16 protein-coding genes and 2 tRNA genes are annotated in these 17,021 nt (G+C 59.1%); 9 read left to right on the top strand and 9 right to left on the bottom strand.

What is annotated here, in order from left to right:
- Positions 1–251, bottom strand: a 251-nt coding sequence (locus tag ACP5EL_RS05440) for a hypothetical protein (protein ID WP_428401472.1), incomplete at its 3' end; no start/stop codon positions are given.
- A gap of 251 nt (positions 252–502) precedes the next feature.
- Here ACP5EL_RS05440 and pyrF point away from each other — a divergent pair.
- The gene (gene pyrF, locus ACP5EL_RS05435; protein ID WP_428401471.1) at positions 503–1,144 is read left to right on the top strand and encodes an orotidine-5'-phosphate decarboxylase; all 642 of its coding nucleotides are present in this window, start codon (positions 503–505) and stop codon (positions 1,142–1,144) included.
- A 53-nt stretch (positions 1,145–1,197) separates the two neighbouring features.
- Positions 1,198–1,488 carry an MTH1187 family thiamine-binding protein gene (locus ACP5EL_RS05430; RefSeq protein ID WP_428401470.1) on the top strand — a complete coding sequence of 97 codons (291 nt, stop codon included), beginning with the start codon at positions 1,198–1,200 and terminating at the stop codon, positions 1,486–1,488.
- Between the two features lie 140 nt (positions 1,489–1,628).
- Here the strand turns inward: ACP5EL_RS05430 and ACP5EL_RS05425 are convergent, their stop codons facing one another.
- The 6 genes from ACP5EL_RS05425 to thsA all read right to left on the bottom strand — a co-directional run bounded on the left by ACP5EL_RS05425 (position 1,629) and on the right by thsA (position 11,422).
- The gene (locus tag ACP5EL_RS05425; protein WP_428401469.1) at positions 1,629–3,077 is read right to left on the bottom strand and encodes a hypothetical protein; all 1,449 of its coding nucleotides are present in this window, start codon (positions 3,075–3,077) and stop codon (positions 1,629–1,631) included.
- A 625-nt stretch (positions 3,078–3,702) separates the two neighbouring features.
- The gene (locus tag ACP5EL_RS05420) at positions 3,703–5,556 is read right to left on the bottom strand and encodes a hypothetical protein (protein WP_428401468.1); all 1,854 of its coding nucleotides are present in this window, start codon (positions 5,554–5,556) and stop codon (positions 3,703–3,705) included.
- 311 nt (positions 5,557–5,867) lie between these two features.
- Complete coding sequence (gene dnaJ, locus ACP5EL_RS05415) at positions 5,868–7,118, bottom strand: molecular chaperone DnaJ (RefSeq protein ID WP_428401467.1); 1,251 nt, start codon at positions 7,116–7,118, stop codon at positions 5,868–5,870.
- 60 nt (positions 7,119–7,178) lie between these two features.
- Positions 7,179–9,044: a molecular chaperone DnaK gene (gene dnaK / locus ACP5EL_RS05410; RefSeq protein WP_428401466.1), complete on the bottom strand. Its 1,866-nt coding sequence runs from the start codon at positions 9,042–9,044 to the stop codon at positions 7,179–7,181.
- Between the two features lie 34 nt (positions 9,045–9,078).
- Positions 9,079–9,669: a nucleotide exchange factor GrpE gene (locus tag ACP5EL_RS05405; protein WP_428401465.1), complete on the bottom strand. Its 591-nt coding sequence runs from the start codon at positions 9,667–9,669 to the stop codon at positions 9,079–9,081.
- A gap of 106 nt (positions 9,670–9,775) precedes the next feature.
- Positions 9,776–11,422, bottom strand: a complete 1,647-nt coding sequence (gene thsA, locus ACP5EL_RS05400) for a thermosome subunit alpha (protein WP_428401464.1) — start codon at positions 11,420–11,422, stop codon at positions 9,776–9,778.
- Positions 11,423–11,568: 146 nt separating this feature from the next.
- Between thsA and ACP5EL_RS05395 the strand changes: the two genes are divergently transcribed.
- The 5 genes from ACP5EL_RS05395 to ACP5EL_RS05375 are packed head-to-tail and all read left to right on the top strand — an operon-like array spanning position 11,569 to position 15,623.
- Positions 11,569–12,438 carry a phosphate ABC transporter substrate-binding protein gene (locus ACP5EL_RS05395; protein ID WP_428401463.1) on the top strand — a complete coding sequence of 290 codons (870 nt, stop codon included), beginning with the start codon at positions 11,569–11,571 and terminating at the stop codon, positions 12,436–12,438.
- Between the two features lie 43 nt (positions 12,439–12,481).
- Positions 12,482–13,228: a phosphate ABC transporter ATP-binding protein PstB gene (gene pstB / locus ACP5EL_RS05390; protein WP_428401462.1), complete on the top strand. Its 747-nt coding sequence runs from the start codon at positions 12,482–12,484 to the stop codon at positions 13,226–13,228.
- A gap of 25 nt (positions 13,229–13,253) precedes the next feature.
- Entirely contained in the window at positions 13,254–13,913 is a 660-nt protein-coding gene (gene phoU / locus ACP5EL_RS05385; RefSeq protein ID WP_428401461.1) for a phosphate signaling complex protein PhoU, read from the top strand.
- Positions 13,914–13,928: 15 nt separating this feature from the next.
- A complete protein-coding gene (locus ACP5EL_RS05380; RefSeq protein ID WP_428401460.1) occupies positions 13,929–14,930 on the top strand; it encodes a PhoU domain-containing protein in 1,002 nt (333 codons plus the stop codon).
- Positions 14,931–15,623: an endonuclease V gene (locus ACP5EL_RS05375; RefSeq protein ID WP_428401458.1), complete on the top strand. Its 693-nt coding sequence runs from the start codon at positions 14,931–14,933 to the stop codon at positions 15,621–15,623.
- Here the strand turns inward: ACP5EL_RS05375 and ACP5EL_RS05370 are convergent.
- Together ACP5EL_RS05370 and ACP5EL_RS05365 are read right to left on the bottom strand one after the other, a co-directional pair.
- The gene (locus ACP5EL_RS05370) at positions 15,620–15,835 is read right to left on the bottom strand and encodes a methylated-DNA--[protein]-cysteine S-methyltransferase (RefSeq protein ID WP_428401457.1); all 216 of its coding nucleotides are present in this window, start codon (positions 15,833–15,835) and stop codon (positions 15,620–15,622) included. The genes ACP5EL_RS05375 and ACP5EL_RS05370 overlap by 4 nt on opposite strands.
- Positions 15,836–16,120: 285 nt before the next feature.
- Positions 16,121–16,654, bottom strand: a complete 534-nt coding sequence (locus ACP5EL_RS05365) for a metallophosphoesterase (RefSeq protein WP_428401456.1) — start codon at positions 16,652–16,654, stop codon at positions 16,121–16,123.
- 176 nt (positions 16,655–16,830) lie between these two features.
- On the opposite strand from ACP5EL_RS05365, the gene ACP5EL_RS05360 reads away from it, so the two are divergent.
- A tRNA-Tyr gene (locus tag ACP5EL_RS05360) sits at positions 16,831–16,937 on the top strand.
- A gap of 11 nt (positions 16,938–16,948) precedes the next feature.
- Positions 16,949–17,021: transfer RNA gene (locus ACP5EL_RS05355), tRNA-Asp, on the top strand.

Below are 17,021 nucleotides of genomic sequence, written 5' to 3'. Positions count from 1 at the left end.
GCCGAAAGGATCCTGTTGGTGATCCCCCTGGCCAGAGAATAGGGGACGCTGAGGAGGAATACGCCGACCACGATCGCCGGGATGACGCGCACCTGATCAAAGATGAGGTATTGGGCGATCATGTCGAAGACGGTCGCCACGACGATCGTCTTGGAGAGGGACTTGAGAACTCCGGACAGTTTGGCTCCTCGGTCATCGCGGTTGAAGATCAGATCGATGATAAACGGCGGCTCGCCCGCCTTTGCATCCATTGCGCCGTCCCGTATACCCAAAAGCACCGCTACCAGCGGCTGAAAGACGAATCGGAGGCTCATCGGCCCGACGATGCGCGCGATGATCCTTTCGGCAACGGTATCCAGCAGGGAGGACGTGCTTTCCCCTCCTTCTTTGATCGTATATAGGCGTTTAGCCTGGCTGGCGGCTTCGTCAAGTTCGACCTTTTCTCCCGGAGGATGGCCGCAAGGTCAAAAGGATAAATAGATCCGCTGCTTACCTCAGAACCATGATCAGAAACTCTCGCCTCATCCTCGCCCTCGACGTCCTGGATAGAAACAGGGCCCTCGAAATCGTCTCCCTCCTCCGGGGCAAAATCGACTACGTCAAAGTCGGCTACCCCCTGATCCTGGCGGCGGGCCTCGACGTAGTCGAGGAGATCTCGCAGACCACGCCGGTGATCGCAGACCTGAAGGTCGCCGACATCCCCAACACCAACAGGCTGATCTCCGAGCAGGTCCTGGCGGCGGGAGCCAGCGGGATCATCGCCCACGCCTTCGTGGGCAAGGACAGCCTCTCGGCCTGCGTCATGGCCGCCCGCGAGCATAGCGCCCTCGCCTTCGCCGTGACCGAGATGAGCCATCCCGGAGCCGAGAAGTTCATGGCCCCGGCAGCCGAGGATCTGGCGAGGGTGGCGGACGAGTGCGGTGTAGACGGGGTCGTCGCCCCGGCCACTCGGCCCGAGCGGATAAGGCTGATCAGGTCGATCGTAGGCGAGCGGGCCATCATCTCGCCGGGGGTCGGGACCCAGGGCGGATCGCCCAGGGCGGCCCTGGCGGCGGGGGCCGACAGCCTGATCGTGGGAAGGTCGATCACCGACTCGCCGAACCCTGCTGCCTCCGCGGACGCGATACTCGCCGAGATCCGGTGACCCTCATAAATCCCTAAAAACTTTTTTATACTTTTGGGTCGATTTCATCGCCCATGATAGTGGCAGAGCTTTCCATGATAACGATGGGGACAGGGACGAGCGGGAGCTCGTACGTGAAGGCGATCCACCAGGTTCTGAAGGAGTCGGGGCTCAATTTCGTCCCGGGCCCCATGTGCACCGTCGTCGAGGCGGGGGGCATGGCCGAGATCTTCGAGGCGGTTCAGCGGGCCGACGAGGCGCTGGTGGAGATGGGAGTAGGAAGGATCATAACCACCGTAAAGATCGATCATCGTCTGGACAAGGAGATATCCATCGAGACGAAGATGGGAGCGATCGAAGAGTAGGGGGCGGCGCCGAAAGGGCGGAGTCGGCCGGAAAAAAGGAAGTTAGAGATGGCAGAGATGACAGGTTTGCTCAGATTAGCCTAAGCTCGGAGATGAATGAGAAGAGATGCCCCAAACCGGGCCCTCGTTCTCACCTACTCTCAACCTCTCCTCTGCTCACCCCTCACCGCTACGGATAACGCATCAAGACCCAGGTCGCGGGTCGCCGGCTCAAAGCAGCGTACCAGATCCTCGTTGGTGCAAACCACCCCGTCATCGATGAGGACGACGTCACCATCGCTGAAGAGAGGTTTCCCCTCGTAGAGGATCTCGGTGGAGAAGCGGATCTGTTCTCTGTTGCCGTCCCGGCCAGCCGTCACCGCATCCAGACCGAAGTCGACGCCGCGGTCGGGGATGCCCGCAGGCACTGCAGGGGGGAGCAGAACGGAGTTTGGTGCAACGATGATCCCATCTCCCGCAGAAAGCAGGTCCCCGTCGATGAAGGCGAGATTGCCGGTCCAGGTCGGCGTCCCTTCAGTGGAAAACCAGATGTCGACCCCATATTCCCTCAGCATTTCAGGCAGAACGCCCGGATCTTCCAGCCATTCGTCCCGGCTCACCTGGGATGACCGATCCAAGAAGCTCGTGATGTCCTCGGGATCTCCAACGAAGTGAACGGCGTCAAGTCCCAGATCTATTCTCGCTACATCGAATCCGGCCAGAAGTGCAGAGTTGGGGATGACAAGGCCGTTGGTGGCCAACAGATCTCCTCCAACGAATCGGCCCGACGGATCATCCAGCTCTGTGGAGAATGCGATTAAACGGCCTTTCGCATCTATCACCTCAACAGCGTCCAGACCGAGATCGACATTCACGTTGAAAGCCGCCAGAAGCTCTCGATTGCGCGCGAATACGACACATCCGGGTCCGAGGAGATCGCCATCGGAGATGACGGGATTTCCGTCTGGAGGCGAGGGGCCCTGGGTGACGAAGTCCTCTTCGGTGGAGAAGAACAGCTCGCAGCTTTCGGGAGGCACTTCGGGCGCGGGCTCTGCCGGCCTGAAGCAGTACATCGGAGTTTTTCGATCATCAAATCCGCAGATATCGTCCGAGCACCACTCGTATCTTCCGAACTTCTCGGCTGCAACCTCTTCAGCGAGGCATTCGCAGCCCTGGGGACACTCCTCAGGAATATCTTCTACAGGCTTGAAACAGTACTTTGGGACCCTCCCCTCTCCGATCCCACAGATCTCATCTGAGCACCACTCATATCTTCCGAACTTCTCGGCTGCAACCTCTTCCATGAGGCATTCGCAGCCCTCAGGACACTCAGTCTCTGGAGGAAACTCTGTGGGCCTGAAGCAGTACATCGGCCTTCTCAGGTCGTCGTAGCCGCAGATCTCAAGAGAACAGCGCTCATATTTCCCGAACTTCTCCTTGACCATCTCCTCGGTCATACATTCGCAGCCTCTGGGACACTTCGCCTCCGGAGGGACGTCTTCAATCGGCCTGAAGCAGTACATCGGCCTTCTCAGGTCGTCGTAGCCGCAGATCTCAGGCGAGCAGCGCTCGTACTTCCCGAACTTCTCCTTGACCATCTCCTCGGTCATACATTCGCAGCCTCTGGGACACGACACCGTTTCCGGTTCCTGTGGAGTTACAGGCACAAGCGGTCTTAAGGGAATCAGTGGCAATTCCGGCACCGACTTCTTGATCCAGAACTTATTGCCGGTGAGAACTGATCTATCAAGAGGATAATCGTACTGGATCCGGGTTTCGTCAATTACGTCGCCCCCAACACTATCAGCTCCTGCTGCAATGTAGCCTTCGGGCACCGTAACCACTATATCGTAAAATTCGCATCCCGAAGGAAGCGTCAGCTCGTACCATCCTTTAGCATCTGTGGTTGCAGACTCCACAACCCTTCCGCGGTTTTTTTGGTCATTGGAGCAACAGAGTTCCACCCTGACATTGGGGAAAGGCTTGCTCTCACCTCTGAAATCCCCCTCGTACACTCGGCCCGAGACGGTTGCAGCCGAAGACTGAAGAGTTCCCTGGATACGACCTAACTCCTCATCCGAAACGGTGGGCGTTTCCAGAAATGGCAAAGCGTTACAATTTAGCCCAGCGAATAGAAGTATAGCGATAAGATTTGCGGCAAGTATCAGCTTTAACCTCATGGTCGACCTCCATGAATAAAAGATAGAGCCGCTTAGGCGGCTCATCTAAGAAGTTTCACTCTGCTGCCTCAAGGCAGAAGAAGTCGTAGTCTATGGACCGATGAGCGTAGCCGGGCTCACCCCAACCACGGCCATTGTTGACGATCGTCCTGTCCCAGACCTCGAGCAGTATCTCGTATCCGCAGGGAGGCAGACCCGAGGTATCCCAGGTGAAGGTCAAACCCGCGTCTCCCTGATCGCTCACGCCGGCGTACTTCCTGACCGGCAGGATGGAGCCGGGGCAAGCTGGATGCAGACCGCACCTGTAGCTCAATTGGTAGCTGTAGAAATGCTCGTCGGTGGCAATGATCTCGCCGGTGACGGTATCGCCTATGGTGATGTCACCGCAGCTGGGCGTGCCCGAAAGGTTAAGTATTGCAGTCGGGGGGGTGTTGTCGATCACGACCACCACCGGGGAGCTTACTTGCTCGACGCCGCCCACACTTTCTACAGTCAATCTGAGGCTGTACTTACCATTCTTGCCTCCAGTATTCCAGGGACAGTACAAACCGCCCATCAGGGGGTCAGAGTCGCAGATTATGTCCAACCATCCTTCGGAGTCCGGAACCCTGTCCACCCGCACCCAAAGGCTTGGCCATACGAACGTCCACTCCTTGAACGAGTCGGTCAGAGGCTTGAAGCTCGCCGGGTCAGGGGGCGTGGTTGGAGTGGACCATTCGCCATACTCCACCTTGAACCTCTCACACTCTTCACAGGAGGGCATCAGACCCAAGATCTCCACCGATCCTCCAAAGGGGCTGTCGAAGGCCTCGAAAGGCGGCGTAGTCGCACTCCAGCCGTTGGCCAACCCCTCGGAGTTGATGTTTCCTACAGGCATCCCGCCCACGCGGATGATGGCCGCTCCACAGGGAGGTCTCTCCCCTCTGCCCAAAGCAAGAGATAGAGCGTCCAGACCCAGTTCTTTGGTCTTGGGCTCAAAGCAAGCAGTTAGATCACCGTTGGTGCAGACGACACCGTCCCCGAGGAGGAGAACGTCGCCATCGCTGAAAGCAAGCTCGCCTCGATAGAGGATCTCGGTGGAGAAGTGGATCAGCTGCCTGTTCCCACTTCTATCTGCAGTCACGGCGTCAAGGCCGAAGTCGACGCCGCGGTCGGGGATGCCAGCAGGTACCGCAGAGGAGAGGAGAAGAGCGTTCTCCGCCACGATGCCGCCCTGTGCAGAAAGCAGATCTCCATCGAGGAAGAGGGGCTTCTCGATCTCTGGAGCTGTGCCCTCAGTAGAGAACCATACCTCGATCCCGTACTCCTCCAGCATCTGAGGCAACATCCCCGGATTGTCCAACCATTGGTCCCGACCGACCTCGGAGGCGTAATCCAGGAATTTGGTTATGCGGTTTGGATCTCCGACGAAATGGACGGCGTCGAGGCCCAAATCGCTCCTCGTCTCGATCTCAAAATTGGCCAAAAGAGCCCTATTCGGGATTACCGCGCCGTTGGTGACCAGCAGATCTCCTGCAGTGAACCTACCCAGGGGGTCGTCAAGCTCGGTGGAGAATGCTACCAAAGATCGATCAGCATCGACCACGTCGGCCGCATCCAGGCCCAGATCTTGCTCAGATTTGAAGACGGCCAATAGCTCCCTGTTGCGAGCGAAGACGACGCAGCCTGGGCCCAGAAGATCTCCATCGGATATTATGGGGTTGCCGTCAGACGGCTCGGGACCCTGAGTGACGAAATCTTCCTCGGTGGAGAAGAAAGCGGCTCTGCAGGCGGTTAAGGTTTCGGGAATTCCCAAAGCATCGGGTACTTCTGCTAATCCATGAACCTCCGTCGATCTTGAAACGTCAGCCATCTCCAAAACGCCCGGCGTCCTCACGACGTTCTCCTGTGAAAGCGCCGGCGGAATCATTAAAAACGATAACAATATTACGAATAATATTCTTCTTTTCATTTTATACATCCCTCTCACACTTAAACTCAGCACCGTCCTTTTTGGACGATTATCAATGAACTTCCTGGACATAAACATTTTTTGGTGCTTTGAAAAATCAGCCCCGGGTTTCGATGAAAGCTCAGGAAAAGAGAGGCGATTCAATTCACAAGGGAAATGGGCCGCAATGAAACGCTGCAATGGGGACGTGCCCAAATTCGAGAAAGAAAACCATTGGCCAAGATAAAAATCAGAAGAGATTCAAGCCCTGAAGCTCTAGCCCGTAAGGCTCACTGGACCGCGCCCTTCACCTCGTCAACGATCTTTCCGATAAAGCCCTTCTCCTTCTTCTCCGAGGGTTTCTCCTTCCTCTTCGCGCCCTCGGCCTCTTTCGCCGTCGCCTCTTCCTTCCCCTTCGTCTCGCCGAACTCGGTGGCCAGCTCCTCGAGAAGCTCCCTCTGCCTTCCGGAGAGGCTGGTCGGAGTCTTGAGGTTGACCCTCACGTGCATGTCGCCGCTGCCACCGAAGCCGTGGAGCCGCGGGATCCCTTTCCCCTTCAGCCGGAAGACCGAGCCGCTCTGGGTCCCTGCCGGGATCTTCAACCTCGCCCTCTTCCCGTCCAGGGTCGGAACCTCGAGCTCCGTGCCCAAAGCGGCCTGGGTGATGGAGAGGGGCGACTCGTAGAGGAGGTCGTCGTCGGCCCTCTTGAAGAGGGGATGGGGCCGGACGTTAACGAAGACGTATAAGTCGCCGGGTTCGCCACCCGGATCGGGGCTCGCCTCCCCCTGCCCTCCCAGCCGGAGGTGCTGGCCAGTCTCCACCCCCGCTGGAACCTTGATGCTGATCGTCCTCGTCTTCCGCACCCGCCCCGAGCCCCGGCACTCGGTGCAGGGGTCGGATACGATCTGGCCCCTCCCACCGCATTTCGAGCAGGTGGTCGAGGTCATCATCTGACCGAAGGGGGTGTTCTGAACCCGGGTCATCTGGCCGCTGCCGCCGCACTGGGGGCAGGTCTCAGGCGTTGTTCCCGGCTTCGCCCCCGTCCCGTTGCAGGTGGGGCACTTCTCCATCCTCGGAACATCGATCGAGGTCTCAAGGCCACTAGCCACCTCCTCCAGAGTCATGGTTAGGTCGTATCTCAGGTCGCGACCCCGGGCCGGCCCCCGCCTTCCGCCCCGGCCGCCGCCACCTCCGAAGAATAGATCGAAGATGCTTCCTCCGCCAAACCCGGCCCCTCCACCTCCGAAGCCGAAGCCCCGGAGGAGGTCCTCGAAGTCGACGCCTCTGAAGATATCCTCCTGGGAGTAGCGGCCGTCGATCCCAGCGTGGCCGAACTGGTCGTACTGCTTCCTTTTGTCCGGATCGGAGAGGACGGCGTAGGCCTCAGAGATCTCCTTGAACTTCTCCTCGGCGTCGGGCTCCTGGGACCTATCGGGATGGTACTTGAGAGCTAGCTTTCGATAAGCGCTCTTGACCTCCTTCTGGTCCGCCTCTTTTCCAACCCCGAGAACCTCGTAGTAGTCTCTTTTGTTGCCTGCCACCGATCATCCTCTCCAGCTTCAATCCAAGATATTCAGGGATCCCGTTCGACTTCATCGACCTTATTTCTTGTCGTTGACGACCTCGAAATCGGCGTCGATCGTCTCGCCGGATGAGGAGCCTGAACCCTGCGAGCTCTGCTGCTGTTGCTGTTCCTGTTCTCGCTGCTGCTGCTCTGCCGCTCGCTGGTACATCGCCGTGGAGAGCTCGTAGATGGCGTTCTGGAGCAATTCTGCCTTCTCCTTGATCTTCTCGATCTCTCCGCTAGCCAGCGCCTCTTTCGCCTCCTCGATCGCCTTCTCGATCTTCTCCCTCTGGTCGGCGGTGGCTATGTCTCCGGCCTCCTTGAGGGTCTTCTCCGCGGTGTAGACGAGGGTCTCGGCCTGGTTCTTCGCCTCGATCTCCTCCTTTCTCTTGGTATCCTCGTAGGCGTGCTCCTCGGCCTCTCTGACCTTCCGCTCGATCTCGTTCTGGGATAGCTTGTGGGGGGCGGAGATGGTGATAGCCTGCTCTTTGCCGGTAGCCAGATCCTTCGCATTGACGTTCAGGATTCCGTTCGCGTCGATGTCGAAGGTCACCTCGATCTGGGGTATGCCCCGAGGCGCGGGCGGTATCCCGGTAAGGGTGAACCTGCCCAGGGAGGTGTTGTCTTTGGCCATGGGCCTCTCCCCCTGGAGAACGTGGATCTCGACGGAGGTCTGGTTGTCGGCGGCGGTGGTGAAGATCTGGCTCTTTTTGGTGGGGATGGTGGTGTTCCTCTCGATCAGCTTGGTGGCGACGCCGCCGAGGGTCTCGATCCCCAGGCTCAGGGGGGTCACGTCCAGAAGGAGGATGTCCTTCACCTCGCCTCCGAGAACTCCGCCCTGGATCGCCGCGCCGATGGCGACGCATTCCATCGGATCGACGCCTCGCTCGGCCTCCTTTCCCATGAACTCGCTGACGAACTTTCTGACGGCGGGCATCCGAGTGGGACCGCCGACGAGGATGATCTTGTCGACGCCGCTCTTCTCCAATTTAGCGTCCTGGATCGCCTGAGTCATGGGGCTCCGGCACCGCTCCAGAACATCCTTTATCAGCTCCTCCAGCTTCGCCCGGCTGATCGTCATCTCCAGATGCTTCGGACCGGTCTGGTCTGCAGTGATGTAAGGGAGGTTGATCGTCGTCTGGAGGACGCTGGAGAGCTCTATCTTCGCGATCTCGACCGCCTCCCTCAGCCTCTGCATCGCCATCCGATCACTTTTGAGGTCTACCCCGGACTCCTGCCTGAACTTCTCGACGACGTACTCGGTCAGGATATCGTCCATATCCCGGCCACCGAGCTCGGTGTCGCCGCTCGTCGACTTCACCTCGAAGACCCCCTCGCCCACCTCCATGATGGTGACGTCGAGGGTCCCTCCACCGAAGTCGAAGACCATGAGGGTCGCCTCGCCCTCTTTGTCAGCTCCGTAGGCGAGGGCTGCGGCCGTCGGCTCGTTGATGATCCTGACCACATCGAGGCCTGCAATGGTGCCGGCATCCTTTGTGGCCTGCCTCTGGTTATCGTTGAAGTAGGCGGGAACCGTGATCACGGCCTTATCCACCTTCTCGCCCAGGTACGACTCGGCATCCTCCTTGATCTTTCGCAGGATGTAGGACGATATGTCCTGGGGGGTATAGGACTTGCCGTAGACCTCCACCTTGTAGTCCTGGCCCATCTTTCTCTTGATCCCGGTTATGGTGCCCTCAGGATTGGTCGCCGCTTGCCGGCGCGCCGGCTCTCCCACCAACCTCTGGCCGTCTTTGGTGAAGGCGACGTAGGAGGGGAAGGCCTTACCTCCGGCGACGATGCTCGTACCCTCGGCGCTGGGGATCATGGTGGGCTTTCCGCCGATCAGGACTGCGGCGGCTGAGTTGCTCGTTCCCAGGTCTATGCCTATGATCTTGGACACGTTATCACCTTCTCGAAATTAAAACTGCAGATATTTACCGTTTTTTGGAGACGAGGACCTTGGAGAAGCGGATCACCCTCCCGTTCAGGGCGTAGCCGCGCTGGACCTCCTCGGTCACGGTACCCTCGTCATATTCGTCGGACTCGACCATCATCAAGGCCTCGTGTCGGTAGGGGTCGAACTTCTCCCCTTGCGCCTCGATCGGCGAAAGGCCCTCGGTCTTGAGGACGTCCAGAAGCTGTCTTCTGATCCTCTCCATACCTTCGACCTGCTTTGCGGCCTGATCGAGGCTGTCTAAGACCGGCATAAGCTTCGTTATCAGCCTCTCCGAGGCGTATCGAGAGAGGGCCTCCTTCTCCCGGGCGGCCCGTTTGATGGTGTTCTCCAGCTCCGCCCTGCACCGCAGAAGCTGGTCCGTCCGCTCTTCGGCCAGCCTCTCCGCCTCTTCGAGCAGCTCGGCCAGCTCTTTGGGGGCCAGCTCCTGATCGGAGAGACCTTCATCAAACTCTTCGGCCGGCTCTCCGGCACTGCTGCCCAACTCGGTCGATGCGGCCTCGCCCTTCTCGTCGGATGTCTCCTTCTTGTTGGAGGGCACCTTCGCCTTTTCGCTCTGCTTCAATCTCATAAACCACCCCTCTCTCCAGGGGGACGCGACGATAGCCGACAAAAAGCTCTGCCCGGATCGGAGCCGGAGGCAAAAATCGGCCCTCCGGCCCCTCCCTTCAATCCCCCTACATCATGGGGGGCATCATCGGGCTTCGAGTATAGTCGTGAGGGCTCTGGCCCGGCTTCGGCTTGAGCCCCTCGACCTTGGCCGCGATCACGTCGTCGACCCGGAGGACGAGGGTGGCGGCGGCGGTGCCGGACTTGATCGCCTGAGTCTTGACCCTCAGGGGCTCGATGACACCCTGAGCCATCATGTCGGCGGCCTTTCCGGTCTTTATATCCAGGCCGTAGTTCTTCTTTCCCGCGCCGTGGCTGGACCGAAGGTCCACCAGGGCGTCTATGGAGTCGAACCCGGCGTTCTCGGCCAGGATCAGGGGGACCTCCTCGACGGCGTCGGCGAAGGCCTTGACCGCGAGCTGGTCTCTGCCGCTCATGGTGGAGGCGTACTGCCGGAGCCTCTCCGCCACCTCGATCTCGGGGGCGCCGCCGCCGGGAACGATCTTCTTCGACTCCAGGACTGTAGCCACAGACCACATGGCGTCCTCAAGAGCCCTCTCGACGTTGTCCCGGAGCTGCTCGCTCGACCCGTGGATGACCACGGTCACGGCCTTGGCGCCGTGGCACCCCTCGACGAAGATCATCTTCTTCTCCTTTCCGACCTTCCTCTCCCTGACCAGGTCCGCGCTTCCCAGATCCTCCTCGCTCATCTCCAGGGGCTCGGTGACGATCTTTCCGCCGGTGGCAAGAGCCAGGAACTTCATATCCTCATCGCTGACCCTCCTGGCGGCGATGATACCGTGGTTTGCGAGGTATCGAGAAGCGTAAGCCCCTATACCCTGCTTACAGAAGACGACGTTTGCGCCGACCTTGGCCATGGCGTCGACCTTCTCCTTCAGGACCTCATCCTCGCCCTCCCTGAAGCTGCTGAGGCTCTCGGGGCTCGATATGGTGACCTTGGCATCGGTGGAGAGCTTCTTCAGCTCTAGGGTGCTGTCCAGAAGGACGATCTTCGCTCCTGCCACCTTCTTCGGCATATCGGGGTTGAGCCTCTCCTTGTCCAGGACGACGCCGTGCTCAAGCTCCGTCTCCTTCAAAGAGCCGCTGCTGATCTTGACGAAGTTGACCCTCTCCTCGACGTCCACCTTGCCTTCGTCCTCGATCGCCGCGGCGGCGTCTACGCAGATCTCGGTGAGCTTCTCCTTGAAGATCTCAATGCCCTTTCCCGTCATGGCCGTCTCTGCGGCCTTCTTCAGGATATCACGATCTTCCTTTGAGACGGTCACCGCCATCTCCTCCAGGAACTCGTAGGCCTTCTTCTGGGCCGCCTTGTACCCCTGGACGATCACTGTGGGATGGACGCCGATGTTGATCAGCTCCTCCGCGTTCTCGAGAAGCCCCCCGGCGATGACGACGGCGGTGGTAGTGCCGTCCCCCACCTCGTCCTCCTGGGCCCGGGCGACCTCTACGATCATCTTCGCCACCGGATGCTCGATATCCATCTCCCGGAGAATGGTGGCGCCGTCGTTGGTGATGACGACGTCCCCTGTGCCGTCCACCAGCATCTTGTCCATGCCCTTGGGGCCGAGGGTGCTCTTCAGGGCCTCGGCCACGGCCTTTGCCGCCAGGATGTTCCTGCTCTGGGCGTCCTTTCCGGTCTCGCGCTTATGTCCTTCTTTTAGGATCAGTATAGGAGCGTTGGTTAAGCCAGCCAAATCGGGTCCTCCCCTTTCGTTCTGGTCATCAGCAGTTTGAAGTTCTATATAAATATTGCGTGGCGTCCGCTGAAGGCGTTCGGTGACGCAGTATATAGACTATATAGGAAAATGCTATATATACGGGTATGGTGAAGTTCGATCGATTGAACGAACCTGCGAGATCACTAAAGATTCAGCTTCTGACGGCGGCGTTCCTGGTCCTCATGGCGGCCGGGTGCGTGGACGAGGACGCCCGGGAGAACCTGGTCATCACAGGCTCCACGACGGTTCTTCCCGCCGTAGAGAGGTGCGGGGAGGCATTCAACCTTGCCCAGGAGGAGATCGGAGTCCAGGTGAGCAGCGGCGGATCTGGACGAGGAATCCAGGATGTGGCTTCGGGGCTCGCTGACGTCGGCATGGCCTCCCGAGAGGTGAAGGACTCTGAGGTCCGGCAGTTCGGTGACCATTTCGTCGAGCATCTTATCGGCTACGACGCCATCGCCGTGGTGGTCAGCAGAGAGATCTACGATGCCGGCGTGATCGGCCTATCCTCCGAAGAGATCTCGGAGATATACTCCGGCGAGGTCGATAACTGGAAGGCCGTCGGCGGTCCTGACGAGCTGATCTTGCCCGTAGCCAGAGTTCCAGGCTCCGGGACCGGGGACACCTTCAACGAGATGATCATGGGGAGCAGCAGAGCAGAGACCGAGGGGGTTGAGGTCAACGCCATGGAGAACGCCGAGATAAAGACCCTCATAGTCCAGAGCGACAAGGCCATCGGATACCTGGGCATAGGGTACGCCAAGACCGGAGACCTGGCGGCCGTGGCGCTGGACGGAGTCACTCCGTCGGCAGAGACCGTCAAGAACCGGACCTACAAGCTCTCCAGGCCCCTCTACCTTTATACATGGAACGGCACCAGCGAGACCGAGGCCGAGTTCATAGACTTCGTCCTGGGACCGGAGGGTCAGAGGATTATGGAAGAGGAGGGATTCTTCCCTGCCTCGATCTCCGGTCCGGAAGGTCCCGGGTGAAGAAGAACGATTTTGGGCCGAATTTTATTTATGGGGTCTTACAATGTCCTTCAAGATTGAGGCTAGGAACCTGAACCTGTGGTATGGCGATAACCACGCCCTGAAAGAGATATCAATAGGCATACCTGGGAATAGGATCACTGCCCTGATAGGCCCTTCAGGATGCGGGAAGTCCACATTCATCCGCTGTCTCAACAGGATGAACGACCTCGTGGACATCGTGCGGATCGAGGGGGAGGTCCTCTACAACAGCCTGAACATCTACGACAAGGAGACGGACGTGGTGGAGCTTCGAAAGAACATCGGCATGGTATTTCAGAAGCCAAACCCATTTCCCATGTCCATATACGACAACATCGCCTACGGTCCTCGGATTCATGGGGTGAAGAACGTAGATAAGATCGTCGAGGGGAGCCTCAAAGACGCCGCCCTCTGGGACGAGGTCTCCGACCGGCTCGATAAACCCGCCATGGGGCTGTCCGGTGGACAGCAACAGAGGCTCTGCATAGCAAGAACCCTGGCCATGAAGCCGGACGTCATCCTCTTCGACGAGCCCTGCAGCGCTCTTGACCCTGTATCCACGGCCAAGATCGAGGAGCTGATGGACGAGCTGAGGGGATCATATACCCAGGTGATAGTGACCCACAACATGCAGCAGGCAGCTCGAGTCTCCGACTACACCGCCTACTTTCTCCTCGGCGAGCTGATCGAGTGCGGCGAGACGAAAGAGATCTTCGAAAATCCCAGGGAGAAGAGCACCGAGGATTACATAACCGGAAGGTTCGGATGAGATCTTCGACGAAGAAGGGGGAGAGATGAGTCCTTACAGAGAGCGTTATCACAGGGAGCTTGAAGAGCTCAAGATCGACGCGGAGGAGCTGGTGGGTCAGGTCGATACGGCGGTGGCCAAGTCGGTGGAGGCTCTTCGCGAGTACAACGTGGAGAAGGCCCGAGAGGTCATAAGAGACGACCAGAAGATAAACGACCTGAGCCTGAGGATCGAGAAACGGTGCATGCAGCTTCTGGCGCTTCAGCAGCCTATGGCAAAAGACCTCCGGCTGATCGTCGCCACCCTTAAGATAGGGATAGATCTAGAACGGATCGGGGACATGGCCGTGGACATAGCGAGGATCGTCGTCCACTCCAAGGACAAGGTCCAGGTTAAGAGCCTGAAGAACATACCGAGGATGGCGGAGATATCAAGGGTGATGCTGGCCCAGGCGAACCAGGCTTTCAAGGAGAACGACTCCGACCTCGCCCGGGAGACGACCAAGTGGGATTACGAGGTGGACGCCCTCTACCAGAAGGTGAGGGACACCCTCCTCAAGATCATCGGAGGAAACCCCGACCTCATAGAGGACGCGACCCCTCTTCTCCTGGTGAATAAGCACTTAGAAAGGATCGCAGATCATGTATGCAACATATGCGAGAGCATCATATACATGGTCGAGGCGAAACGAGAACATCTCAACTGAAATTGTCGGATTTTTATGGAGACCAGGAAAGTACAGAGGACGGGGAAGTCGACTTTCATCGTCTCCCTCCCCAAGCTCTGGGCGGTGAAGAACGACATCCAGCCAGGGTCCTTGATCTACATAACCCAGAGCGACAACGGGGCTTTAGTCCTCTCCCCCGATAGGTCCGAGAGGGATCTCACCACAAGGTTAGAGATCGGCGAGAAGGTGGGCGACCCCCTGGTGAGGGATATCATCGGCTGCTACGTCTCAGGGTACAGGACGATGGAGGTCGCCTCCGCCACCATGACCGCAGACCAGAAGAGGGACATCCATCAGATCGTTCAGAAGCTGATCGGCCCCGAGATCCTAGAGGAGACGGTCAACAAGGTCCTGATTCAGGACCTTATCGACCCCGAGGAGCTCCAGTCCGAACGGGCCCTCCGCAGGATAAAGACGGTAGTGAGGTCGATGATCCAAGACGCCCTCAGCGCCCTCGTGGCCAATGATCGGGAGATGGCCGCAGACGTCATCCAGAGGGACGACGACGTCGACCGTCTCTACCTTCTGGTATCCCGCCAGTTCACCGAAATTTTGCGGTCCGGCTCGGTGAAGCAGGAGTCCCTCGACCCCATCACCGCCTTCAACTACACCAGGGCCGCCACAAACCTAGAGAGGATGGCAGACCACGCTGCCAGGATCGCGGCGATGATCCTCAAGTGCGACTGCATTCTTCCCACAAAGATCGTCGAGAAGATGAGCAAGATATCGCCGCAGCTTCTGGATCTCGTCGAGGACTCCATATCCTCCCTCCTCACCCTCAACTCCGGAAAGGCGAACGAGGTGATCGAACTGAGCCGTCAGCTGCGAAAGCAGATCAATCAGATGGTCTCCAACTCCAGCTTCTCCGACGAGCACGAGGGCGCCCTCCTCAGGATGGCGGCCACCAGCATCGAGCGGATGCTCGACTACATCAAGAACATCGGCGAGCTGGCCATCAACCTCAGCCAGACCGTTCCCCGCACCGAGGCGAAGTAAGTGGCGTCCCCTCCGGCCCCTTCCCCCGAGGAGAGGAGGCGTTTATATTCGCTCCAGGACGAGATCGCGTCCGGGGTCGTCCTGGTGGATCGGTTCTCGGAAAAGGTGGTCGCCGGGGTGGATCAGGCCTTCATATCGGGAAAAGATGGCGGAGAGATGGTGGTCAGCGGCGCCGTCGCCTTCGACCCCTCTCTTTCGCTCATATCAAAATCCTGGGGCCTCCTCGAAACGACTTTACCCTATCTTCCCGGCCTCCTATCCTTCCGGGAGGGGCCGGCAGCCGTAGAGGCCGTAAAGCGCCTTGCGACGAGCCCCACCATTCTCTTCGTCGACGGCTGCGGGGTCAACCACCCCCGAAAAGCGGGCCTGGCAAGTCACATCGGCGTCTCCCTGGACGTTCCCACAGTGGGCGTCAGCAAGAACGTCCTCTGCGGCACCTTCGATCCGCCCCGTCAGGTGGGAGAGGCCTCTCCCCTCCTCTACGAAGGAGAAGAGGTGGGGTACGTTCTATTCTCCAAAAAGAGGTGCAGACCGATAGTGGTGGCCCCGGGCCACCGGGTCTCCGTCGAGTCGGCCCTGGACCTGGCCCGGCGGTATCTGCGGGACCACAAGCTTCCCGAGCCGTGCTTCGCCGCCCATCAGCAGGCGAACGAGGTGAAGAGCCGGATTCTGAGCGGCGAGTTCTCTTTTTAATCCAAAAGTAGATTCAAATGGCAGATCTCCTTCTCGACTTCCAAAAGCCTCTTTTTCAGGTCGACGCCCAGACTGTAGCCCCCAATATCCTTTGATCCCACCACCCGGTGGCAGGGTACGATCAGGGGGAAGGGGTTTCTTTTCAGGGCCGAGCCTACGGCCCGGGCGGCTTTGGGCCTTCCCAGCCCTTCGGCCACCTGACCGTAGGTCAACGTCTCGCCAAGGGGGATGGAGGCGACGAGGCTCAGGAAGGACCTCCCTCTGGAACTCGGTGAGGCCGGAGAGGTCGAGGAGGTCCCAGGGGACTTTTTCGCCTCCGGGCCAGCATCTCAGAAGGGCCTCCTTCTCCTCTGGCGGGATGGAGACCTCCGGTCTCACAGAGGAGAAGGAGATCCGATTCATCCGGCCGCCATCCCTCTCCATCAGGAGGCAGAGGCCGAGGGACGCGATAAAGAAGCCCTCCGTCGGATCTGCATCAAATCTCCCATCTTCTTCTTTCAAGGCCGTCTCCCGGTCATATCCAGAATGGAGGGGCGAGATCCCATCTCCACGATCTCCGTCGCGAGGGTCTTCGTATCCAGGATCGCCACCGTCTTTCGGCCGGTGAAGTGGCCCCAGACCTCGCCGGGGTTGATCATCAGGGTCTCACCGGGGACGACGTTCACGTGGTGGTCGTGCCCCCGGACCACCACGTCGTAGAGACCCGAATCCACCAGGCCCCTCACCAGGGGCTCGTAGGTCCCGTGGAGGAGGGCGATCCTCAGCCCGTCGGCCTCGATCTCGCCGAAGTCTTCGAGAAACTCGCCCCCCACCCGGGCGAAGTCGCGCTTGAGCCCAGTTCTATCGCCGTCGTTGTTCCCGTAGACGAGTTTCAATTCGCCTTCCCACCCCTCGAAGGCGTAGCACATCCCGGGAGCGATGACGTCTCCAGCATGCAGTATCACCTTCACGTCCCGTTTCTCGAATATCTCCAAGGCCTGCTGGAGGCCGGGGAAGTTGTCGTGAGAGTCAGATATTAGACCGATCAGCATGGATATCACAGACCTTCTGTTGAAGCACTGCGGGCCTGGACGGCCCAGGAAGATACCGGGATTCTGGTTTATAGCTTTTGACGCCCGCGTTTCAGAAGCGGGTTACAAAAAACGGATATGCGCCACGCCTCGTGAATCGAAAGGGCTAAATACGAGAGTCGCGTTGCATCGTTGGACCCGCCTTAACTCAGCCTGGTAGAGTGCGCGGCTGTAGTAGGTTACGCACCAGAAGGTGCACCGTGCGGCTACCGCGATGTCCCCGGTTCGAATCTGGGAGGCGGGACCTTGCTCTGAGTCCGGATAGTGTAGGGGCCTATCATGAAGCCCTGTCGAGGCTTCGACCCGGGTTCGACTCCCGGTCCGGGCG

The sequence above is a fragment of the Methanocrinis sp. genome, from assembly GCF_049974945.1.
GTDB lineage: Archaea > Halobacteriota > Methanosarcinia > Methanotrichales > Methanotrichaceae > Methanocrinis.
Note: the sequence above shows the minus strand (reverse complement) of the source record. Positions and strands in the feature narration are given on the sequence as shown.